Raw genomic sequence first — 22,788 nt, 5'->3', positions numbered from 1 at the left:
CTCTCCTCCTCTCCGTCCACGTGCTCGCCGGCATCCTGTTCGTCGGACCGGCCGCCGTCGCGGTCAGCCTGTTCCCCGGTTCGCGCCGGTCGTCGAGGGTGCCGGTGGCGTCGAGGTGCCCGCCGGGCGCGCCGCCCGCCGGCCCGGGGAACGCAACGTCGGGGTCGCCCGGCTGCTGCACCGGATCACCCGCGGCTACGGGATCGCCGCGCTCGTCGTACCGGTCGTCGGCATCGCGCTCGCGCTAGTGCAGGGACGGATGGGCGAGGTGTGGATCACCGTCGCCATGGTGCTGACGGCGGTCGCCGGCGGCATCCTCGCCCTGCAGATCGCCCCACGGCAGCGGGACGCGCTCGCCACTCCCGGCGACGGGCGGCAGTTGCGCCGGCTCGGCATGCTCGCCGGCGTCTTCAACCTGCTGTGGGCGGTCGTCGTGGTGCTGATGATCGTCCGGCCCGGATCGGACTACTCGTGAGGCCGTTGCTGCGCGCCCTCGAGGTGCTGTCGATCCTCGAGTTGGTGAGCGTCGCGGTGTTGCTGCTCAACCTCGCCACCGTGCACCTTCGGCCGGTGACCGCCGCCATCGGTCCGGTGCACGGCGCCCTCTACCTCGCCGTCGCGGTGACCGCCCTGCTCGGCCGGGACCTGTGGCCGCGTACCCGGCTGCTCGCGCTCGTGCCGGTCGCCGGCGGCGTCTTCACGATCCTGAACGTGCGGCGGGAGGTGCGGCGCCCGGTCGCCGCCCGCTGACGAGGCCGGCGGCGCGCCGGACCGGCCACTGGCGGGAGGGGGCGGAATCGGATCCCGAAACGTGGGAACGCTCCCAGGAAACCTCCGGGAAATCGGTGATTGCCGATACGATGCGGCGAGGTTCCCCGATCACGGCCCGCCGGCGGACTGGAGTGGACAGTGAACCGAAAGCGTTGGACCCCCGCCCTGGCCCTCGCGGTCACCCTCGCCGCGCTGCCCGGCCCGGCGTACGCCACACCGGACAGCGCCCCGCCCGGCGCCGCCGCCCTCCCGCTCGACCGGGTACGCGTCACCACCACCCAGCTCGCCTTCGGACTCCAGCGCCCGACGGCGATCGCGGCACCCGACGACGGCAGCGACCGGCTGCTCATCACCGAGAAGACCGGCCGGATCCGGGTCTACCACCCGACCACCGGACTGGCCGCCACACCGCTGCTCGACATCACCGACCGGGTGGCCGTCTCCGGCAACGAGCGTGGCCTGCTCGGCATCGAGACCGCACCCGACTTCGCGCAGAGCGGCGCGCTCTACCTGGCGTACACCGCCGTGCCCGACGGCGCCCTGACCCTGTCCAGGTTCGTGCTGGCCGGCGGCACCGCGACCGAGCAGGTCATCCTGACCCAGCCGCACGCCGAGTACGCCAACCACAACGGCGGCGAGGTCAAGTTCGGCGCGGACGGGCACCTCTACTGGAGCCTCGGCGACGGCGGCAGCGCCGGCGACCCGTTCGACGCCGGCCAGCGGCTCGACACCCTGCTCGGCAAGATCGTCCGGCTCGACGTCAGCCGGTCCTGCGGCGGACAGCCGTACTGCGTACCGGCGGACAACCCGTTCGTCGGGGTGGCCGGCGCCCGCGCCGAGATCTGGGCGTTCGGCCTGCGCAACCCGTGGCGGTTCTCGTTCGACGCGCAGGACGGCTCACTCTGGATCGCCGACGTCGGGCAGGGCACCTACGAGGAGATCGACCACCTGCCGGCCGACGGCGGCGGCGCGAACTTCGGCTGGTCGTGCCGGGAGGGGCCGGCCGTGTTCGACCTGACCCGGTGCCGCGCCGGCGCCACCTACACCGACCCGGTCTTCCACTACCGCACCTCGTTCGAGGGCTGCGCGGTCATCGGCGGATTCGTCTACCGCGGACAGCAGTACGCCGACCTTGTCGGCGGCACCTACATCGCCAGCGACTACTGCTCGGCCACCGCCTGGGCGATCCGTCCCGGCGCCCCAGGTGCCGCGTACGACAACCGCGTCATCGGCGAGCTGCCGATCCAGCCGACCAGCTTCGGCGAGGACGCCGACGGTGAGCTGTACCTCGTCAACGACCTGCCGGGGCAGCTCCACAAGATCGGATTCGAGGCGGTTCCCGCGCCCGCCGCCTGTGCGGTCACCTACACCGTCGACGATCAGTGGGGCAGCAACTTCCGCAGCACCGTGACACTCACCAACACCGGCACCGCCCCGCTCGACGGCTGGTCGCTCGCCTGGTCCTTCGACGCCGGTCAGCGGATCGGCGGCGGCTGGAGCGCCGCGCTGACCCAGCAGGGCAGCACGGTGACGGCCACCAACCTCTCCTGGAACCGGGTGGTGGCTCCCGGCGCCACCGTCACGTTCGGCTTCCTCGGCACCTACTCCGGTGCCAACCCGGCCCCGACCGCGTTCACGCTCGGCGGCGCCGCCTGCCGGACGTGACCGGCCGGACGTAGGTCCGGCGCCACGACCGTCCGACCAGGCCCGACCCACCCACCGGGGATTCTCCGGCGGGTGGGTCGTCGGGCCGCGCTCCCGACCGCCCGCGACGGCCCGGTCAGCCGCTTCACCAGGGCTTTTTTCGACGTTGGAAGGTCCAGGCCGGGCCGAAGTTCCGTCAGGTGTCGGGTGCTGTCGCTCCGGGCCCGTTGCTACGGTCTCGTGACCAAGAACACCCGTCGTCCGAGCCGACCTCCTCCGCCGGCGTACCGCCCCCGTACGTCCGGTCGAACCTGCCTGAAAAGCACCGCCAGCGACCCGACCGGGTCGCCGGCCGGTGAGCCGTACCCACCCCCGACCGTCGCCGCGGCACACCGCCGGTGGCGGCCACCCTGACCAGGACCGCTGACGGAGGACTCCAAATATGACGCGAAGAAAGTTGGGTGCGCGGGCGGCCGTCACGACGGCCGTCTCGTGCGTTATCGCACTCGCCGCCGGTACGGCGGTCGCCCAGCCGGCGGTGGCCAACCCGAACGTCGGCCCGGTCTTCGTCGACGGCCAGGCCCAGATCGTGCCCGAGTTCGCCGACTCCACCACCTGGATTCGCCAGCAGTTGTGGGTCGAGACCGAGTTCGACTCCGACGGCGACGGCCGGCGCGACCGCATGCACGTCGACGTCACCCGGCCCGGACCGACCGCGGACGGGCTGAAGGTGCCGGTCGTCTACGAGACGAGCCCCTACTACGCCGGTACCGGCTCGACCCAGCGCCAGTACCTGTGGAACGTCGCCCACGAACTCGGCGAGCAGCCGCCGGCCCGGCTCTCCCCGCCGCCGATCACGCACCGCGCGGACCGGACCTCCGTCAGCAGCAGCGAGGTCAGCACCTGGGTGCCGCGCGGCTTCGCGGTCGTCCACTCCGACTCGCCCGGCACCGGCCTGTCCCAGGGCTGCCCGACCGTCGGCGGCAGCAACGAGTCGCTGGCCCCGAAGGCCGTCGTCGACTGGCTGAACGGCCGCGCCAAGGGCTACACCAGCGTCGACGGGACCGAAGAGGTCAACGCGACGAGCTGGGCCACCGGCAAGGTCGGCATGACCGGTACGTCGTACAACGGGACCCTGCCGCTGGCCGCCGCCACCACCGGCGTCAAGGGCCTGGAAGCGATCATCCCGATCGCCCCGAACACGTCGTACTACCACTACTACCGCTCGCAGGGCCTGGTCCGGAACCCGGGCGGCTGGGTCGGTGAGGACATCGACTTCCTCTTCGACTACATCCACAGCGGCTTCCCGGAACGGCGCCAGTACTGCATCGAGCAGGTCCGGGACATGATGAACCGGAACCAGGACCGGGCGACCGGCGACTTCAACGACTTCTGGGCCGGCCGCGACTACCTGCCGCAGGTCAAGAACGTCAAGGCCGCCACCCTGATGGCGCACGCGTTCAACGACTGGAACGTGATGCCCGAGCACAGCGTCCGGATCATCGAGGCGCTCAAGGCCCGTAAGGTTCCCGTCCAGGCGTACTTCCACCAGGGCGGCCACGGCGGCGCCCCGCCGCTGGACATGCGCAACAAGTGGTTCAGCCGCTACCTGTACGACGTGCCCAACGGCGTCGAGAACGACCCGAAGTCCTGGATCATCCGCAACGAGACCGGGACCAGCCAGCTCACCCCGTACGCCGACTACCCCAACCCGGCGGCGTCCCCGGTGACCCTGAACCTGAGCGCCGGCGGTGCCACCACCGGCGGGCTGACCTCGCTGGCCCGCCCCGGCACCGGGGTCGAGCGGTTCGTCGACGCCGGCAACACCGCCTGCAACGTCGGCACGTACGCCACCGCGGACTCGCCGCACCGTCTGCTCTACGTCACCCCGGAACTGTCCGCCCCGGTGCACATCTCCGGGTCGGCGAAGGTGACGCTGAAGCTCGCGTCGAGCAAGGCGGCGGCCAACCTGTCGGTGGCGCTGGTCCGGCTGCCCTGGACCGGTGCGGCGGGCTGCGAGTCGAGCACCCGTGGCTCGACGACCAGTGTCATCACCCGCGGCTGGGCCGACCCGCAGAACCGTGACTCGCTCACCCGCAGCAAGCCGCTGGTGCCGGGCCGGTTCGTCGACGTGACCGTGGACCTCCAGCCCGACGACCAGGTCATCCTGGCCGGGCAGCGGATCGGCCTGATGGTCTTCTCCACCGACCACGAGTTCACCCTCCACCCGGCGCCGGGCACCGAACTCAGCGTCGACCTGGCCGGGGCGTCCCTCGAACTCCCGGTCGTCGGCGGGCCGCTGGCGATGCCGGTCTGCGACAACCCCGACACCCGGGCGACGGTCGTGATCGGCGGCGTCGACAGCGGCGTACCGAACCGGCCGCTGGCCGGAACCTGCACCATCAGCGACCACATCCTCGACGGCGAGCGGTGGCCCAACCACGGCCAGTTCGTCCGCCACGTGACCGAGGTGGCCTCCGACCTGGTGGCCGCCGGGAAGATCGAGCCTCGCGAGCGCGGGGCGATCGTCAGCGCGGCCGCCCGCTCGCGGATCGGCTAGCAGGCCCGCGGGCGCGGAGGCGGTCATGCCTCCGCGCCCGCCGTCAGGTCCAGCACCGTCGCGGGTCGGCGGTGGTGAACGGGTGCCGGGCGTGCGACCGGCACCTCGAAAGATGAGGTGGAATCAGTGAAACTGAGGAGCGCAGTCCTCGCGGTGGTGGGTCTGGCGGCCAGCCTGTTGGTCGCCGGCCCCGTCCCCGCGGCGCTGGCGGAGACGCCGGCACCGTTGCCGGAACCGAAGGTCCATCCGATCCAGGTCACCGGGCCGGCCACCGAGCGGCTCAACCTGATCATCATGGGTGACGGCTACCAGGCCGACCAGCAGAGTATCTTCCACGCCGACGTCGACCGGAACCTCGCGGTCCTGTGGGCGACCGAACCGTTCCGGACGTACCGCGACTACATCAACGTGTACGCCGTCGAGCTCGCCTCGATCGACTACGGTGTACGGTGCGACCCCGACAGCCGGGTCCGCCACGCCGACGGCACCATCCGGGACACCGGCGAGCGCGAAGGCCCGATCAACGCCAAGAACACCGCACTGCGGATGATCTACCAGAACGGCTGCGCCGACCCGCTGTCGCGCGGCACCGTCTACGGTGGAGCGCCGGTCGACTGTCAGAACGCCGTCGGCTACTACCCGCCGGGCGTGAACCCCTGCGAGACCGGCAGCCAGGCCCACAACCGGATTCTCGACAACTACGTCGCGCCGGTGCTGGGCATCCCGCGTACGTCGCAGAACATTCAGACGCTCGCCATCTTCAACACCTTCACGTACGGCGGCATCGGTGGCACGAACGCGACGACCTCCGGCGGCTCGCCGCAGGGACCGCTGATCTCGCTGCACGAGCTGGGCCACTCGCTGGGCACCCAGGCCGACGAGTACCCGTACTCCTCGCGTGACGTGGTCCGGGCCTGCTACACCGGCAACGAGCCGGGCAGCTTCCACCACACCACGTACACCAGCGAACAGCAGATGATCGACAACGAGCACAAGTGGTTCCGCTGGTTGGGCGAGGAGAGCATAAGCGGCGGCAGGATCGGCCTGCACGAGGGCGGCGGCACCTACCCCTGTGGCCAGCGCCGGCCGAGCGAGCACTCGATCATGCGCTGGATCGGTTTCGACTGGGACCAGCCCGGCCGCGAGCACATGGTCGCCCGGATCACCGGCATGCGCAACGCCGGCCAGATGAGCATCCGCAACACCCCGGTCGGCACCGTCGCCCGTGACGGCGTCCTGTGGGTCGAGACGGGGCAGCCGCGCCACCACGAGCTCCAGGTCACCTGGCGGGTCGGCGGGCCGGAAGGCACCGTGCTCCAGACCAGCAACAGCCGCAGCCTCGACCTCGAGGCGCTGAACCTGCCGGCCGGCACGGTCGTCCACGTCGAGGTCCGCGACCCGGTGGGCCCCGACGGCATCGACTGGGTCCGCAACCCGTCGACCAACAACACCGCGACGAACTCCGGCTACAACGGGCCGCGGTTCGTCCAGACCCGGCAGTGGACGGTCGGCGACACCACCGTGACGCCGTCCGCGCCGGCCGCCGAGATCACCTCCTCGACGCCGAACACCCAGCCGATCGCCGGTGACGAGGTCGTCTTCGTCCGGACCAACAACCCGGCCGACCGGATCGTCAACGTGGCCTGGTCGGTCAACGGATCGCCGGTGGCCAACCCGCACAACAGCCGCAACCTCGACCTCGGCAAGCTGAACCTGCCGGCCGGTACGCACAAGCTGGTGGCGACGGTGACCGACCCGGCCGGCCCCGGCCTGTCGGACAGCGTCGAGTGGACCGTCGACAACGCGCTGCCGACCGCGCCGCGTACCCTGTCGCAGCCGCTGACCACGGTCACCGGCGCCCTGGAGCACCCGGTGTACTTCAACGGCTGGGACATGTGGCTGGAGCCGCAGGACAACCGGGCCGGCTACGCCGAGGAGCGCTACGTCGTCGGTCAGCTGCGGCTGAACAACGACGGCTGGTTCAACTACTTCGGCTTCCCGGAGCAGCCGATGCCCGAGTCGCCGTTCCAGTTCCGGCACTCCGGCACGGACGTGAAGGCGCTGACGTACGGCAACCTCGGCACCGGCGGCCTGTCGAAGGCGGCGTTCGAGCAGCACCTGCCGGACGACCACCCGATCGGCGGGTTCGTCCCCGGCTTCGGTACGCACGTCGTCGAGCACCGGGCCATCGACCCGGCCGGCAACGTCGGCAACGCCGAGAGCTACAAGGCGACCGTGCTGCCCGGCTCCGCGCTGGAGTGCACGACCACGCTGACCGGCCGCCACGTGCGGGTGACCGCCGAGCAGGGCGTGACCTGCCTGACCGGCGCCCAGGTCAACGGCGGCGTGACGGTTCGTCCGGGCGCCTCGATCGTGATCAAGGACAGCACGATCAACGGCACGCTGGTGTCGACCGGTGCCCAGGCGGTGCAGATGTTCGGCACCACGGTCAACGGCTCGACCCAGATCGCCGGCACCACCCGGGACGTGACCATCGCCGGTAACACGTTCCGTGGCGCGATCCAGCTCGCGAACAACACCCAGGTCTCGGCCAACGAGCGGTTCAGCCGCCTGGCCGGTGCCTACGGCCCGGTGTTCGTCGGCAACCAGATCAACGGGGCGCTCGCCTGCTCGGGCAACAGCGCCCAGGCGAAGGACTTCGGCGCGCCGAACAAGATCAACGGTGCCAAGTCGGGTGACTGCGCCAAGCTGTGAACCGATGCCCGGCGTACGCCGTCCGTAGCTGACGACGTCGCGGGGTGAGGTCCCCGTCGGGGGTGTGGCCGGACAACCGGCCGCACCCCCGACGCCTTTCCATGCCCGCCCGGTTACCGCGCCCCAGCCGGCAGTGCGGACAACGTTCACTTTCCATTTGAATCAGTCGATGGATTGCGCGTCTAGGTTGGCGGGGACCGACTCACCCCGAGGAGCCCCGATGGAACGCCGCACCATCCTGCGCACCGCCGTCGTCGGCGCCGGCGCCGCCGCCTTCTCCGGCGCGCTCTGGCAGAACGCGTTCGCCGCGACCGCCCAGCCCGGCCCCGGCCCGTACGGCAACCTGCTCGCCGCCGACGGCAACGGGATCCAGTTGCCGGCCGGATTCACCAGCCGGATCATCGCCCGCTCCGGGCAGCGGGTCGCGGGCACCTCCTACACCTGGCACTGGGCGCCCGACGGCGGCGCCTGCTTCCCGGCCGGCAACGGCTGGATCTACGTCTCCAACTCCGAGATCCCGCTCGTCGGCGGCGCCGGCGCCGTACGGTTCAACGCCGACGGCACGATCGCGTCGGCGTACCGGATCCTGTCCGGCACCAACGTCAACTGTGCCGGCGGCGCCACCCCGTGGGGCACCTGGCTGTCCTGCGAGGAGGTGCCGCTCGGCCGGGTCTTCGAGACCTGGCCCGAGGGTGGGCGTGCGGGGGAGGAACGCACCCGGATGGGCCGCTTCAAGCACGAGGCCGCCGCCTGCGACCCCGACCGCCGCGTCGTCTACCTCACCGAGGACGAGGGGGACGGCTGCTTCTACCGCTTCGTCCCGGACACCTGGGGCGACCTGCGCACCGGCCGGGTACAGGTGCTGTGCGGGCCGGCCGGGACGCTGAGCGGCCCGGTCACCTGGCAGGACATCCCGGACCGGGACGGCATCCCGACGCCGACCCGGCGGCAGGTCGGCGCCGCGCTGCACTTCGACGGCGGCGAGGGCTGCTGGTACGACAACGGCGTCTGCTACTTCACCACCAAGGGCGACAACCGGGTGTGGGCCTACGACGCGGTCAACCAGCAGATCGACCTCGCGTACGACGCCGCCCGGATCCCCGGCGGAGCCGCGCCACTGACCGGCGTCGACAACATCACCGGCGCCGGCTCCGGCGACCTGTACGTCGCCGAGGACGGCGGCAACATGGAGATCAACGTCATCACCCCGGACGGGGTCGTCGCCCCGTTCCTGCGCATCCTCGGGCAGGCCGAGTCGGAGATCACCGGCCCGGCGTTCACCCCGGACGGCACCCGGCTCTACTTCTCGTCGCAGCGCGGCACGTCCGGCGCGTCCGCCGGCAGCGGCGGCATCACGTACGAGGTCCGGGGCCCGTTCCGGTCCTGAACCACCACCGTCGCCCGGGCCGCACCGGTGGCCCGGGCCGGTGCGTTGTCGGGTCCGGCTCAGCCGAGCAGGTCGGCCAGCGCGTCCGCGAGGTGCGGGTGCCGGAACGTGAAACCGGCGTCGGTCAGCCGGGCCGGTACCGCGCGGCGACCGGTGAGGGCCAGCGCCGGATCGGTACGCAGGAACACCGCGCCCAGCTTGACGGCGACGGCCGGCGTGGGCGGGGCGGCCGGCCGGCGCAGCACCTGACGCAGGGCGGCCATCAGCTCGCTGTTGCGTACCGGGTTCGGTGCGGTCGCCAGCAGCACCCCGTCCGGTGCCGCCGCGTCGGGTGTGCTGTCGGGGCCATCCGGGGCACCCAGGCTGTGGCGCACGATGTGCAGCCAGTCGTCGACGTGGATCCAGCTGAACCACTGCCGGCCGGTGCCGACCCGGCCGCCGAGTCCGAACCGCACCAGCCCCGTGAGCCGGTTCAGGGCCGGGGTGTCCCGGTCGAGCACGATGCTGGTCCGCAGCACCACCCGCCGCCGCGCGGGCACGTCGACCGCGGCGGCCTCCCAGGCCCGCGCCACACCGGCCATCTGCGGCGGGCCGTCGGCCTCGGGCGACTCCTCGGTCAGCAGCCGTTCCCCGGCGTCGCCGTAGATCGCCAGGGTGCTGGCCTGGATCCACACCGGCACGGGCCGGTCCAGTCGGCCGGCGGCGTCGGCCAGGGCCCGCGTCGGGGCCACCCGCGACCGGGTCAGCAGCGCGACGTTGGCGGCGGTGGGGCGGCGGTCGACGAGTTCGCCGGCGAGGTTGACCACCGCGCTGCCGACCAGCTCACCGGCCCAGGCTCCGACGGTGGCACCGTCCCACGCCACCTGCCGGTGCGGCCCCGGCCGCGGCGTGCGCGTCAGGACCACGACCTCGTGTCCCCGGGCGGCCAGGTCCGCGCACAGGCGGCGCCCCAGCGCACCCGACCCGCCCGCGACGACCACCTTCACGACATGATCCTAAAGGGACCGGGGCGGGAGCGGTGTCCCGAGCGCGGCGACCAGCCGTTCCCCGTCCGGCCAGGGCCCGTAGCCGTCCGCGGTCTCGACATGGCCGGCGTCGCCGGCGTCGAACAGTTCCGCGCCCCAGTCGTCGGCCTGCTGCCGGAACTGCTCGTACGTCGAGTACGGGTCGGTGCGGCTGGCCACCAGGACGGCCCGGAAGGGCAGCCGCTCGCGGGGGATCTCCCACCGCACCTCGTCCGGGCCGTACGTCCGGTTCGGATCCAGGTAGGGCGGTGCGACGAGCAGGGCGCCGTGCACCGGACCGGTGTGCCGGGCGGCCCAGACGACCGTGGCGAGACAGCCCGCGCTGTGTGCGATCAGGATCGCCGGTTCGTCGTCGGAGGTGATCGCCTTGTGCAGGTCGGCCACCCGGGCGTCCAGGTCGAACGGTGGACCCGGCGGGTAGGGCGCCCACCGGTAGTCGGGGTGCGCGTCGGCCCACCGCTGCTGCCAGTGTTCCGGCCGCGGGGCGCCGCGCCCCGGCACGAGCAGGTATCGGGTCACCGGCCGAGCCTAGGCTCCCGCCGGCCGCCGCGCTGCCCCGCGTTGGATGGCGGTCGCCCGTCGCCGGGTGTCGGGGTGTCACTGTTCGAGCCCACAGCGAATCCGATGTACGTACGCCGAATTCGCTGTGGAGCCGAACAGCACCCACGCGTCTGCTCCCGCCGATCAGCGGCGATCACGGGGTGGCCGACGGCAACCGGGTGGCCTAGGGTTCGGCACGTGGTGACGGTGCGGCTGGAACCCATGACCGACGACCAGTATCTGCGTTACCGGCAGCGGGCCGAGGTGACCTACGCGGAGCACATCGTCGCGTCCGGTGCCATGCCGGAGCCGGAGGCCCGGAAGAAGGCGCGCGACGACTACGAACGGCTGCTGCCCGCCGGTCTGCGCACCCCCGACCACCATCTCTGGGTCGGGTACGACGGTCCCGACGAGATCGGCATGCTGTGGCTGCACGTGGAGCGTAGGTCGGACGGCCCGCACGCCTTCGGATACGACTTCGAGGTGCGTGCGGAACTGCGCCGCAAGGGCTACGGCCGCGCGATGATCGAGGCGGTCGAGCAGGTCTGCCGGGACCTGGGAGTGCTGTCCATCGGCCTGAGTGTCTTCGGGTTCAACCTCGGCGCGCGGGCACTCTACGAGCAGATGGGCTATGAGACAACCGCCATCCGGATGCACAAACGTCTGTAACCCCGCCCGGTCCCGATGCCCCGCCGCGCCGCCGCCCAGCCCCGTTGACCAAGGACAAGTTGAGCGACAAAGGGCGCGGATCGGGCACACTTTCTCCTTGATCAACGCTCCGTCCGTGCGCGGCCCGCCCCGCGGTCGGCCGCGGGCGGGCGGGTCAGGCGTCCGGGCTGCGCAGGTGCTGGGCGACCTTTTGGTCGTGCGGGGAGCGTGCCTTCCGCATCTCGTCGCCGGCACCGAGCCCGTCGTCGGCGGCCGGATCCAGCGGTACGGAGCTGCGGATCTGGGAGATGTTGTCGTAGGTGCCGAGCGGAAGCGCCCGCAGCAGCCGTACGACCTCACCGCTGCCCCTGTCCCGGGCCTCGCCGTGCGCGACGATCTGCTCCTTGGTCGCCGGGAAGTCCAGGTCGTCCAGGATCGCCCGCACGTCGGCGAACTCTTGGCCAGCCATCCGCTCGCTCACCGCCCTTCCCTGTCTGGTCCGCGGCTACCCGGCAGCGGCACCGGGAAACCTCGACGGTCGACCTCGCACGCGCGTTGGGGCTGCGTCCGCCCGAACCGCCCGCCTGACCGCGGGCCGGACAGGGGGGCTCAGAAGAAGACGTCCTCCTGCTCCTTCCGGTAGTCGACGACCTGCTCGTGGCGGCCGTGCGCCACGTCGTGCACCCACGACGGGTTCGCCAGCAGGGCCCGGCCGACCGCGACGAGGTCGAACTCGCCGGACCGGTACCGTCCGGCCAGCGCGGCCAGCGAGCCGGGGTGGTCGGCGGCGGGACCCAGGGTGGCGCGCCGCAGCCCGACCGAGCCGACGGTGATCGTCGGCAGGCCGGTGAGGCGCTTCGCCCAGCCGGCGAGGTTCAGCGGGGAGCCGGCGAACGCCGGTTCCCAGAACCGGCGGCTCGACGCGTGCAGCAGCGTGGCGCCGGCCGTCACGATCGGCGCGAGGACCGATTCGAGTTCGGCCGGGGTGTCGGCGATGCGTGCCGCGTAGTCGCGCTCCTTGAACTGGGAGAACCGTACGGCGACCGGGAAGTCGGGGGCGGTGGCGGCCCGTACGGCGGCGACGATCTCGGCGACGAACCGGGACCGGTCGCGTGCGGGACCGCCGTACCGGTCGGTGCGGCGGTTCGTCGCCGGCCAGAGGAATTCGTCGAGCAGGTAGCCGTGCGCGGCGTGCAGTTCCACGCCGTCGAAGCCGAGTCCGTGGGCCAGCCGGGCGGACGCGGCGAACGCCGAGACGATGTCGTCGATGTCCGTCAGGGTCATCGCCCGCCCGCGCGGCCTTCCGTCCTCGCGTACGCCGGACGGGGTCCACGCCGCCCGGCCGTCCACCGGTTCGCGCTCGCTGCCGAGGTGCCACAGTTGCGGGAAGATCAGGCCGTGTTCGGCGTGGACCGCCTCGACGACCGCCCGCCAGCCGGCGGCCGATTCGGGCACCAGCCGGGGCACCGCGCTTTCGTGGCCGGCGCTGGAGTGGCCGACGTAGACGCCCTCGGTGACGACGAGGCCGACGCCGCCGGCCGCCCGGCGCCGGTAGTACGCGGCCACCCCGGCGGTCGGGACGCCGCCGGGGGAGCGCAGCCGGGTCATCGGCGCCATCACGAACGGGCTCCGCAGACGCAGGCCGGCGACGGTGGTCGGGGTGAACAGCCGGGCGGTGTCCGGGGCGGGTGCCTTTGCGGTCGTGGTCGTCATGCCGGCAGACTAAAACCTGACATTGACGTCAAGGGCAAGGGTCAGGTGGGTGTGATGCGCATCGGCGAACTCGCCGTGGCGACCGGGGCGAGCGCCCGGTCCCTGCGCTACTACGAGGAACAGGGGCTGATCAGCAGCCAACGCAGCGCCAGCGGGCAGCGGCACTATCCGCCGGCCGCGGTCGAACGGGTCCGACTGGTCCGGTCGCTGCTGGCCGCCGGTCTGTCCAGTACGACGATCAATGACGTGCTGCCCTGCATCGCCGACGAGAGCATCCGGACCCCGGCCCTCGAGGCGCGGCTGCGCGAGGAACTGGCCCGCATCGACGGGCAGATCCGGGATCTGCGGCGCACCCGGGACACCCTCGCCGCGGTGATCGCCGACTACCGGGTCTGAGCGGCCCGGCCGTACGACCGGACCGACCATTTCGGACGACCGCGGTGATTCCGGGCCCAACCATCGAACCAGGTTCCTAGGATGCCCTGCGAAATGTGACCACCTTCCGACCCATGGCGGATCCATGGCCGATCCATGGACCTCGACCCCACGATGGCTGCGGCGGTGGTCGATCAAGGAGGTTCGCGGTGGCAGGTCTCGACTGGGCGGCGGGCCGGCTCCCGCGTCGGGTGGGCGTCGGCACACTCGTCCTGGCGCTGGCGGTGACGCTCGGGCCGCCGGCTCCGGCGGCCGCGTCGCCGGCCGATCGGGGGACCGGAGCCGGCGGCCCGAGCACGCCGGCCGCCACCGGCGGTGCGGTGACCGAGCGGGCCGCGCTGCGGACGGCCGCCGCCACCGGGCAGCGGGTCGAGGTGACCGGGCTGCGCACCGAGACCGAAGAGGTCTACGCCCTGCCCACCGGCACCCTGTTGATGCGCCAGCACGCCCAGCCGGTCCGGGTGCAGCGGGCCGAGGGCTGGGTCCCGGTCGACACCAGCCTGCGCAGGCGCGCCGACGGCACCGTGGCACCGGTCGCGGTCCCCGTCGACGTGTCGTTCTCCGGCGGCGGGCAGGCGCCGATGGTCACCCTGCGCCGCGGCGGTGGATCCGTCGCCCTGAGCTGGCCCGGTTCGCTGCCCGAGCCCGTCCTCGACGGCGCCGTCGCCACCTACCCCGACGTGCTGCCCGGCGTCGACCTGCGGCTCACCGCCTCGGTGACCGGCTTCTCCGAGGTGCTGGTGGTCCGTACGCCGCAGGCGGCCCGCGCCCCGAACTGGCCGACCTGCGGTTCGCCGTACGCGGCGACGGCCTCGAGGTACGCACCGACCGGGGCGGCAACGTCCAGGTCGTCGACGCGCGGGGCGCGGTCGTCTTCCACGGCCCGACCCCGACCATGTGGGACTCCGGGCGGGGCGCCGACGGCGCGGCGCGGCACGGCGGTCCGGCGACCGTGCCGGCCGACACCGTGCAGGCCGACACCGGGCCGCTCGCCGACGCCACCGAGGGCGGCACCCGCCCCGGCCCCGGCGCCCGGGTCGCCACGATGGCCGCCCGCGTCACCGGCGGCGCCCTGGCCATCACCCCCGACCGCGCCCTGCTCACCGATCCGGACACCCGCTACCCGGTCTACATCGACCCGTACCTGTCGTACGCCGGCACCCGGGCGGCCTGGACCCACGTGTCGAAGGTCTTCTCGACCACGTCGTACTTCAACGACTCCGGCACCGCCAAGGTCGGCTACTACAACGACCCGTACGCGTACCCGACCGTCGACACCTACCGGGCGTTCTTCCGGATGAACACCGCCGCGCTGGCCGGCAAGACGATCGAGAAGGCGACGTTCAACGCCTTCCAGACGCACGCGTACTCGTGCACCAAGCGCGAGGTGCAGCTCTGGCTGACCGGCGCCATCAGCACCGCCACCACCTGGAAGAACCAGCCGGCCTGGACCCGCAAGCTCGACGCGGTCACCGCCGCCAAGGGCTGGAGCGCGAGCTGCCCGGCCGGCGGCGTGGACCTCGACGCCACCAGCGCGGTCCGCGAGGCGGCGGAGAAGAGGTCGGCCACCGTCACGCTCGGCCTGCGGGCGGCGAGCGAGTCCGACACCAACGGCTGGAAGCGGTTCCGGAACAACCCGGTGCTGGAGGTCGAGTACAACAGCGTGCCGTCGGTGCCGACCGGGCTGAAGACCCACCCGGCGTACGCGTGTGTGAACACGGCCGCGGACGCGCCGCGGGTAGCGAGCCTCACCCCGACGTTCCTGGCGACGCTGGTCGACCCGGACAGCGCGCTGCAGAACGTCCGGGGCAGGTTCGAGCTGTACGACGGCGACACCCTGTTGTGGGAGCACGTCACGACGTTCCGGCAGGCGGGCGCCGTGCAGGCCACCGCGCCGACGCTGACCGACGGCGGGGCGTACCGGTGGCGGGTCCGGACCGAGGACGGGCTGGCGGACAGCGCCTGGTCCGGGTTCTGCCACATCGTCGTCGACGCGACCGCGCCGAGCGCCGTACCGACGGTGACGTCGACCGACTATCCGCCCGCCGATCCGACCGCCCCGGTACTCGCCGGCGGGGTCGGCCGGCCCGGCACCTTCACGTTCGCCCCCAACGGTGCGACCAACGTCGGCGCGTACCGGTACGCGGTCGACGACCCGGATCCGCAGAGCAGCGTCGCCGCGACCGGAGCCGGTGCGACCGCCACCGTCCTGGTCACCCCGGGGCCGGCGGAGAGCTGGCTGCGGACCCTGTACGTCCGGGCGGTCAGCGTGGCCGGCGTGCCGGGGGCGGTCACCGCGTACGACTTCTACGTGGCACCCGCCGCCGCGCCGGTCGCCGCCTGGTCCTTCGACGAGGGTGGCGGCACCACGGCGGCCGGTGGCGCCCACCCGGCCACGCTGGGCGGGACCGCCGGGTGGACGACCGGCCGGCTCGCCGACACGTACACGGTGGACGGTGAGCCGGTCGCGGACCGGACGCTGTCGCTCGACGGCGGCGGGTTCGCGGCGACGTCCGGCCCGGTTCTGGACACCGGCACCAGCTTCACCGTCTCGGCCTGGGTACGGCTGGACAGCACGGCGGCGAACGCCACCGCGCTGACCCAGCGGGGTACGAACGCGGGCGGCTTCCAGCTCTACTACTCGACCGCGCACGGCTGGGTCTTCAACCGGCACGGAAGCGACGTGACCGCGCCGACGATCGTGCGGGCGGTCTCCGACCGGCCGGCGCGGGTCAACCGGTGGACGCACCTGGTCGGGGTCTACGACCGCAGCGCCCAGCAGATCCGGCTGTACGTCGACGGCGCGCTCGCCGGACAGGCCGCGTACACCACGCCGTGGCAGGCGACCGGACCGCTCCAGTTCGGTCGGCTCTGGTACGACGCCGCGTACCGGGAGCACTGGCGGGGCGGGCTCGACGACGTGCGGGCCTGGCAGCGGGTCGTCTACCCCGACGAGGTGGCCGGGCTGGCCAACCGGCCGGCGGCGCTGGCCGCCGACTGGGCGATGGACGAGGGCACCGGCACGTCGGTCGCGGACGTCTCCGGACGCAACAAGACGCTGACGCTGCACGGCGGCGCCGCCTGGACCGCCGACCACACCGGTGAGCCGGGGACCGCGCTGGCGCTGAACGGGACCACCGGGTACGCCGCGACGGCCGTCTCGGTGGTGCGCACCGACGGCAGCTTCTCGCTGTCGGCGCGGGTCCGGCTGACCGCCGACCGGCAGGCGGTGGTGCTCTGTCAGGAGGGGGGCCGGGCCTGCGCGATGACGCTGTACTGGTCGAGTTCGCTGTCGCGCTGGGTGTTCAACATGACCGGCGCCGACTCGGACGCTCCGACGTACCTGCGGGCGATGGCGCCGGCCGCGACCCCGCCGGCGGAGGTGCTGAACCGCTGGTTCCACCTGGTGGGGGTCTACGACGCGGCGGCCGGACAGGTCCGGCTCTACGTCGACGGGGAACTGGTCGGCTCGGCCGCCCACCCCACGGCCTGGCACGCGTCCGGCCCGCTGCACGTCGGCCGCTCGAAGTTGCGGGGGGCGTACGGCGAGCACTTCGCCGGTGACGTCACCGACGTACGGGTGTTCACCGGCGTCCTGACGCAGGCCGACGTCGACCAGTTGCGCCACCAGTGACCGGATCCGTCGAGAAGACCGTGGAGGCCGTGATGCCCATTTCGACCCCCGACCGGCCCGGCCGGCTCCGGACCCGGGCGGCGACCCTGCTCGCCTCGGTGACCGCGGCGGCGGTCGGTGCCAGCCTGCTGGCCGTGCCGGCGTCGGCCGGTCCGGCCGACGCGGCGGCGTCCGACAGTAGTCCGCAGTGGATGGTGTCGGCGCCGGTCGACGACGCCCCGGTGCCGGGGCGGGTCGCCGCGATGACGCCGCTGTCCGGCGCGCCGACGCCGGCCGGCGACGGGGCGCGGGCGGGCGACGGGGCGCGGGCGGGTGCCGCCCGGGCCGCCGCACCGGCCGCCGTGGGCACCGCCGCCGCGGGCGGTGCCGCCGGGGCGGGGGACTGGAGCGCGACGCCGCTGACCGCGTCGGCCGACTGGGACGCCGGTGACCAGACCGGCAGCTTCACCTGGGAGTATCCGCTGCGGGTGCCGCCGGCGCCGGGCGGGCCGGAGCCGGACCTCGGGTTCGGGTACTCGTCCGGCGCGGTCGACGGGCGGACCGCCGCGACGAACAACCAGCCGTCGTGGGTCGGTGAGGGTTTCGACCTCGGCACGTCGTACGTCGAGCGGCGCTACAAGGCGTGCGCCGACGACGGTTCGGCCGGCACTCCGAAGCGCGGCGACCTGTGCTGGGGCCACGACAACGCGTTCCTGGTTCTGAACGGCACCGCGTCGGAACTGGTCCGTGACGACGCCACCGGCACGTGGCGGCCGCGTAACGACGACGGTTCGCGGATCGAGAAGCTGACCGGGGCGGTCAACGGCGACAACGACGGCGAGTACTGGCGGGTCACCACCGTCGACGGGACCCGGTACACGTTCGGCCTGAACCGGCTCACCGGTTGGACGTCGCAGCGGCCGGAGACGAACTCGGCCTGGACGGTGCCGGTGTACGGCAACAACAGCGGCGAGCCGTGCTACAACGCGACGTTCGCCAACGCGTGGTGCCAGCAGGCGTGGCGGTGGAACCTGGACCTGGTCACCGACCCGGACGGCAACGCGATGACGTACCACTACGTCAAGGAGAGCAACCGGTACGGGCGCAACAACAGCACGACGGCGCTGACCGGCTACACCCGGGGCGGCTACCTGACCCGGATCGACTACGGGCTGCGTGCCGACGCGCTGTTCGCGGCGGCACCGGCCCAGGTGCGGTTCACCGTCGCCGAGCGGTGCCTGCCGAGCGGCACCATCACCTGCTCCGACGCCCAGTTCCTTAAGGCGAACGCCGCGCACTGGCCGGACGTGCCGGTCGACCTCAACTGCGCCACCGGGACGTCGTGCCTGGTGACCGGGCCGAGTTTCTGGAGCCGTAAGCGGCTGACCGCGGTGACGACGGCGGTGCTGGACGGCACCGCCCACCGCGACGTCGACCACTGGGCGCTGCGGCAGGAGTTCCCGCGCACCGACGCGTCGCCGGCCGGGCTGTGGCTTTCCGGGATCACCCACACCGGCCGGGCCGGCGGCACCACCGCCGTGCCGGAGGTCCAGTTCTCCGGGGTCGGGCTGCCGAACCGGGTGGACGCGAACGAGGGCATCTCGCCGATGGTGAAGTGGCGGCTGCGGGCCATCACGTCGGAGTCCGGCGGTGTCACGACGGTCAACTACTCGGCGCCGGACTGCACCCGGGCCAGCCTGCCGACCCCGGACAGCAACACCCGGCGCTGCTTCCCGGCGTACTGGACGCCGGAGGGTTCGGTGAACCCGACCCTGGACTGGTTCCACAAGTACGTCGTCACCTCGGTGGTCGAAGACGGGCGGATCGAGGGCGTGCCGGCGCAGGAGACCCACTACGAGTACGTCGGCGACCCGGCCTGGCACTACGCCGACGACGACGGCCTGTCCCCGGCGAAGCACCGGACCTGGTCGGAGTGGCGCGGTTACGGCACGGTCCGCACGACCGAGGGCGCGCCGGGCGGGCAGCGGTCGCAGACCGAGCGGCTGTATCTGCGGGGGATGCACGGCGACCGGCTCGCCGCCGGCGGCACCCGCAGCGTCACCGTCACCGACTCGCAGGGCGGCACCGCCACCGACCATCCGTACCTGGCCGGCTTCCTGCGGGAGGAGATCGTCCGCAACGGGCCGGGCGGTGCGGAGGTGGCGGGCAGCGTCCACGATCCGTGGAGCCACGGGCCGACGTCGACCCGGGTGCGCTCGTGGGGCACCGTGCACGCGTACGTGACCGAGGTGGGTCGGACCGTGGAGCGGACCGCGCTGGAGGGCGGCGGACACCGGCGTACCGAGACCGGATACACCTACGACAGCCGTGGCCTGGTGACCCAGGTCGACGACCGGGGCGACGTTTCCACGACCGCCGACGACCGGTGCACCCGGACCACGTACGCGCAGAACACCTCGGCCTGGCTGCTCGACTTCCCGAGCCGGGTGGAGACGGTGGCGAAGGCGTGCGAGACGACGCCGGCCCGCCCGGCCGACGTCGTCTCCGACGAGCGCAGCCACTACGACGGGCTCGCGTTCGGTGCCGCGCCGACGCGGGGGAACGTGACCCGGGAGGAGCGGCTCGCCGCCGCGAACAGCTACCAGACGGTGCGGCGGGCGACGTACGACGCGAACGGGCGGGTCGTCGAGGAGTTCGACGCACTCGACAACCGGACCACGACCGCGTACACGCCGGCGACCGGTGGGCCGGTCCGGTCGGTGACGGTCACCAACCCGCTCGGCCACGCCGAGACGACGCAGTACGACCCGGCGTGGGGTGCGGTGACGGCCGAGATCGACGCCAACGGCCGCCGTACGGAGCTTTCCTGGGATCCGCTGGGCCGGCTGCTGCGGGTGTGGCTGCCGGGCCGGTCGAAGTCGACCCAGACCCCGCACACCGAGTACGCGTACGAGGTACGGACCGACGGCCCGACGGTGGTCACGACGAGGCACCTCGACAACACCGGCACCGGCTACCTCACCACCCACACGCTGTACGACGGTCTGCTGCGCGAGCGGCAGGTCCAGGAGCAGGCGCCGGGCGGCGGCCGGATCGTCACCGACACCCACCACGACTCGCGCGGTCTGGTGGTCAGGGAGTCCGACCCGTACCCGGCCGACGGTGCCCCGGCGACGGCCGTGCACCTGGTCGCCGACGCCGCCGTACCGGCGCTGAACGTGACCGTGTACGACGGTGCCGACCGACCGACGGCGGAGATCTTCCTGGTCCACGGGGTCGAGCGGTGGCGTACGACGACCGGCCACGGCGGTGACCGCACCCACGTCACCCCGCCGGCCGGCGACACCCCGACGACCGAGATCGTCGACGCCCGCGACAACGTCGTCGAACTGCGCCAGTACCACGGCGCGACCGCCACCGGCGGCTACGACGCGACGCGGTACACCTACACCGCGGACGACGAGATCGCGTCGATCACCGATCCGGCCGGCAACGTCTGGCGCCGCCACTACGACCTGCGCGGCCGGCTGGTCCGGGTCGAGGACCCGGACCAGGGGACGACGACGTCCACCTACGACGACCTGGACCGGACGGTCACCGAGACCGACGCACGCGGGCAGACGGTCTTCACCGCCTACGACGCGCTGGACCGGGTGACCGCCACCCACGCCGGGTCGGCGACCGGCGCGAAGCTGACCGGATACACATACGACACGGTCGCCAAGGGCCAGGTGAGCACCGCCACCCGGTACGTCGACGGGCAGGCGTACACGGTCGCGACGACCGCGTACGACCAGCAGTACCGGCCGACCGGCACCCGGTACGTCGTGCCGGCGGCGGCCGGGGCGCTCGCCGGCAGCTACGAGTTCTCGAGTGCGTTCAACGTCGACGGCACCCTGTCCCGGTCGACGCTGCCGGCCGGCGGCGGCCTGTCCGCCGAGACGGTCCGGTACGGCTACGACGCGCACGGCCGGCCGACGACGCTCGCCGGCGCGACCAGTTACGTCGCCGAGAGCACGTACTCCAAACTGGACCGGCTGCTGCGCCGGGTGTACTCGACCGGCTCCGGGCCACGGGTGCTGCGCGACTACGGCTACGAGACCGGCACCGAGCGGCTGGTCCGGGTCGTCACCGAGCGGGAACTGAACCCGGTCCGGGTCGCCGACACCCGCTACGACCACGACCCGTCCGGCAACATCCTCCGCATCGGTGACACCCCGCCGGGCGGGCTCACCGCCGACGTGCAGTGCTTCACGTACGACCGGCTGCGCCGGCTCACCCGGGCGTGGACGCCGGGCTCCGGCGACTGCGCGGCGACGCCGTCGGTGGCCGGACTGGGCGGGGCGGCGCCGTACTGGCACGCGTACACGTACGACAAGGTCGGCAACCGGCTCACCGAGACCCGGCACGCCGCCGCCGGCACGGCCACCCACACCTACCGCTATCCGGCGGCGGGGGCGGCGCAGCCGCACACGCTGCGGGAGGTGGCCGTGCAGGGCCCGGGCGCCCGCACCGACTCGTACGGCTACGACGCGGCCGGCAACACCGTCAGCCGCGACGTCGCCGGGCGTGGTCAGACGCTGGCCTGGGACGTCGAGGGCAACCTCGCGTCGATCGCCGAGGGTGCCGCGTCGACCCGGTTCGTGTACGGCGCCGACGGCACCCGGTTGCTGCGCCACGATCCGGACGGCGGCGCCACCCTGTTCCTGCCCGGCACGGAGCTGCGCCTGACTGCCGGTGCGGTGACCGCGACCCGCTACTACACCCAGGACGGCGAGACGGTCGCCAGCCGAAGCGGCGGCGGCGTGCACTGGCAGCTCGCCGACCATCTCGGCACCGACCAGTTGGCGGTCGACGCCGCGACCGGCGGGCTGGTCCCGCGCCGGTTCCTGCCGTTCGGCGAGCTGCGTGGCGCCACCCCGACCGGGTGGCCGGGGCAGCGGTCGTTCGTCGGCGGGGTCGACGACGATCCGGTGGGCCTGCTGCGGCTGGGCGCCCGTGAGTACGACCCGTCGACCGGCCGGTTCCTGTCGGTGGACCCGGTGATCCTCGACGACGACCCGCAGCAGTTCCACGGCTACTCGTACGCCAACAACAACCCGATCACCTTCGAGGACGCCGACGGCCTCTACCCGAAGAAGAAGGTCGTCAAGGCCAAGAAGAAGGCGGCGGCCAAGAAGGCGGCGGCGAAGAAGAAGGCTGCGGCGGCGAAGAAGGCCGCGGCGAAGAAGCGGGCGGCGGCGGCGAAGGCGGCGGCGAAGAAGGCCGCGGCGAAGAAGAAGGCCGCGGCGGCGAAGAAGGCGGCGGCCAAGAAGACGGCGGCGAAGAAGAAGTCGGCGGCGAAGAAGGCCAGCAGCCCGAAGGGGACGAAGTACAAGCCGAACCGGCCCGTCGCGAAGAAGCCGCCGAGGCTGCGCCTCCCCGGCTCCTGGGAGCTGTGGGACGGCCGCCACAAGTGCGTCGGCGTCGTGTTCTGCCGGCTCAAGGTCGACCGCCACATCACCAGGCAGATGAACGACTGGTCGCAGGACAACAACGAATACCTCGAATGGGGCAACGGCGTGGCGACCGGCCTGGCTGCCGGCGGTTGTGCCCTCGCGGGCGGTCCGGTGGCCGGTGTCTTCCTCGCCGCCGGCTGTGGTGCCGCGGTGAGCGGCGCCTACTTCAACGCCCGGAACCAGTTGCGCCGGGCGGCCGAGGAGAACAAGTGCTGGATCCCGACGTCGTTCGGGATCTACGGCCGGGGTAGCGGCTACGGCTGCCACTGACGCCGCCG

15 protein-coding genes are annotated in these 22,788 nt (G+C 72.8%); 10 read left to right on the top strand and 5 right to left on the bottom strand.

What is annotated here, in order from left to right:
- Positions 1-115: 115 nt before the first annotated feature.
- From Prubr_RS35205 to Prubr_RS35180, 6 genes are all read left to right on the top strand, one after another.
- On the top strand, positions 116-475 hold the full coding sequence (locus tag Prubr_RS35205) for a hypothetical protein (protein WP_246568102.1): 360 nt from the start codon (positions 116-118) through the stop codon (positions 473-475).
- Positions 472-750, top strand: coding sequence for a DUF3817 domain-containing protein (locus Prubr_RS35200; RefSeq protein ID WP_212819894.1), 279 nt, complete (start codon positions 472-474; stop codon positions 748-750). Before Prubr_RS35205 ends, Prubr_RS35200 begins: the two co-directional genes overlap by 4 nt.
- A gap of 159 nt (positions 751-909) precedes the next feature.
- Complete coding sequence (locus Prubr_RS35195) at positions 910-2,436, top strand: PQQ-dependent sugar dehydrogenase (protein WP_212819893.1); 1,527 nt, start codon at positions 910-912, stop codon at positions 2,434-2,436.
- A 421-nt stretch (positions 2,437-2,857) separates the two neighbouring features.
- The gene (locus Prubr_RS35190; protein ID WP_212819891.1) at positions 2,858-4,975 is read left to right on the top strand and encodes a Xaa-Pro dipeptidyl-peptidase; all 2,118 of its coding nucleotides are present in this window, start codon (positions 2,858-2,860) and stop codon (positions 4,973-4,975) included.
- Between the two features lie 126 nt (positions 4,976-5,101).
- Positions 5,102-7,690 carry a M64 family metallopeptidase gene (locus tag Prubr_RS35185; RefSeq protein ID WP_212819889.1) on the top strand — a complete coding sequence of 863 codons (2,589 nt, stop codon included), beginning with the start codon at positions 5,102-5,104 and terminating at the stop codon, positions 7,688-7,690.
- A gap of 220 nt (positions 7,691-7,910) precedes the next feature.
- Complete coding sequence (locus tag Prubr_RS35180; RefSeq protein ID WP_212819887.1) at positions 7,911-9,077, top strand: alkaline phosphatase PhoX; 1,167 nt, start codon at positions 7,911-7,913, stop codon at positions 9,075-9,077.
- Positions 9,078-9,136: 59 nt separating this feature from the next.
- Here the strand turns inward: Prubr_RS35180 and Prubr_RS35175 are convergent, their stop codons facing one another.
- Complete coding sequence (locus tag Prubr_RS35175; RefSeq protein ID WP_212819885.1) at positions 9,137-10,063, bottom strand: epimerase; 927 nt, start codon at positions 10,061-10,063, stop codon at positions 9,137-9,139.
- 9 nt (positions 10,064-10,072) lie between these two features.
- Positions 10,073-10,621 (bottom strand): RBBP9/YdeN family alpha/beta hydrolase, encoded by a 549-nt coding sequence (locus tag Prubr_RS35170; RefSeq protein WP_212819883.1) that lies wholly within the window; start codon positions 10,619-10,621, stop codon positions 10,073-10,075.
- A gap of 243 nt (positions 10,622-10,864) precedes the next feature.
- Here Prubr_RS35170 and Prubr_RS35165 point away from each other — a divergent pair, with 243 nt between their 5' ends.
- Positions 10,865-11,311 carry a GNAT family N-acetyltransferase gene (locus tag Prubr_RS35165; RefSeq protein ID WP_212819881.1) on the top strand — a complete coding sequence of 149 codons (447 nt, stop codon included), beginning with the start codon at positions 10,865-10,867 and terminating at the stop codon, positions 11,309-11,311.
- 154 nt (positions 11,312-11,465) lie between these two features.
- Here the strand turns inward: Prubr_RS35165 and Prubr_RS35160 are convergent, their stop codons facing one another.
- Positions 11,466-11,759 carry a DUF2795 domain-containing protein gene (locus Prubr_RS35160; RefSeq protein WP_212819879.1) on the bottom strand — a complete coding sequence of 98 codons (294 nt, stop codon included), beginning with the start codon at positions 11,757-11,759 and terminating at the stop codon, positions 11,466-11,468.
- Positions 11,760-11,899: 140 nt separating this feature from the next.
- A complete protein-coding gene (locus Prubr_RS35155) occupies positions 11,900-13,003 on the bottom strand; it encodes an oxidoreductase (protein ID WP_212819877.1) in 1,104 nt (367 codons plus the stop codon).
- A 54-nt stretch (positions 13,004-13,057) separates the two neighbouring features.
- On the opposite strand from Prubr_RS35155, the gene Prubr_RS35150 reads away from it, so the two are divergent.
- Positions 13,058-13,399 carry a MerR family transcriptional regulator gene (locus Prubr_RS35150; protein ID WP_212819875.1) on the top strand — a complete coding sequence of 114 codons (342 nt, stop codon included), beginning with the start codon at positions 13,058-13,060 and terminating at the stop codon, positions 13,397-13,399.
- 709 nt (positions 13,400-14,108) lie between these two features.
- Here the strand turns inward: Prubr_RS35150 and Prubr_RS35145 are convergent.
- Positions 14,109-14,318: a hypothetical protein gene (locus tag Prubr_RS35145; protein WP_212819873.1), complete on the bottom strand. Its 210-nt coding sequence runs from the start codon at positions 14,316-14,318 to the stop codon at positions 14,109-14,111.
- Positions 14,319-14,333: 15 nt separating this feature from the next.
- Between Prubr_RS35145 and Prubr_RS35140 the strand changes: the two genes are divergently transcribed.
- Together Prubr_RS35140 and Prubr_RS35135 are read left to right on the top strand one after the other, a co-directional pair.
- The gene (locus Prubr_RS35140; RefSeq protein ID WP_212819871.1) at positions 14,334-17,072 is read left to right on the top strand and encodes a LamG-like jellyroll fold domain-containing protein; all 2,739 of its coding nucleotides are present in this window, start codon (positions 14,334-14,336) and stop codon (positions 17,070-17,072) included.
- A 32-nt stretch (positions 17,073-17,104) separates the two neighbouring features.
- The gene (locus Prubr_RS35135) at positions 17,105-22,780 is read left to right on the top strand and encodes an RHS repeat-associated core domain-containing protein (RefSeq protein WP_212819869.1); all 5,676 of its coding nucleotides are present in this window, start codon (positions 17,105-17,107) and stop codon (positions 22,778-22,780) included.
- Positions 22,781-22,788 lie beyond the last annotated feature (8 nt).

Origin of the sequence: Polymorphospora rubra (assembly GCF_018324255.1) — a bacterium.
Taxonomy (GTDB): Bacteria; Actinomycetota; Actinomycetes; order Mycobacteriales; family Micromonosporaceae; genus Polymorphospora; species Polymorphospora rubra.
This window is presented reverse-complemented; position numbering and strand designations above follow the sequence as displayed.

Bases quoted from the DNA above. Each gene is read 5' to 3' on its own strand.
- Prubr_RS35190 (WP_212819891.1), top strand. From the start codon at position 2,858: ATGACGCGAAGAAAGTTGGGTGCGCGGGCGGCCGTCACGACGGCCGTC.
- Prubr_RS35180 (WP_212819887.1), top strand. From the start codon at position 7,911: ATGGAACGCCGCACCATCCTGCGCACCGCCGTCGTCGGCGCCGGCGCC.
- Prubr_RS35165 (WP_212819881.1), top strand. From the start codon at position 10,865: ATGACCGACGACCAGTATCTGCGTTACCGGCAGCGGGCCGAGGTGACC.
- Prubr_RS35160 (WP_212819879.1), bottom strand. From the start codon at position 11,759: ATGGCTGGCCAAGAGTTCGCCGACGTGCGGGCGATCCTGGACGACCTG.
- Prubr_RS35155 (WP_212819877.1), bottom strand. From the start codon at position 13,003: ATGACGACCACGACCGCAAAGGCACCCGCCCCGGACACCGCCCGGCTG.
- Prubr_RS35150 (WP_212819875.1), top strand. From the start codon at position 13,058: ATGCGCATCGGCGAACTCGCCGTGGCGACCGGGGCGAGCGCCCGGTCC.
- Prubr_RS35140 (WP_212819871.1), top strand. From the start codon at position 14,334: ATGTGGGACTCCGGGCGGGGCGCCGACGGCGCGGCGCGGCACGGCGGT.
- Prubr_RS35135 (WP_212819869.1), top strand. From the start codon at position 17,105: ATGCCCATTTCGACCCCCGACCGGCCCGGCCGGCTCCGGACCCGGGCG.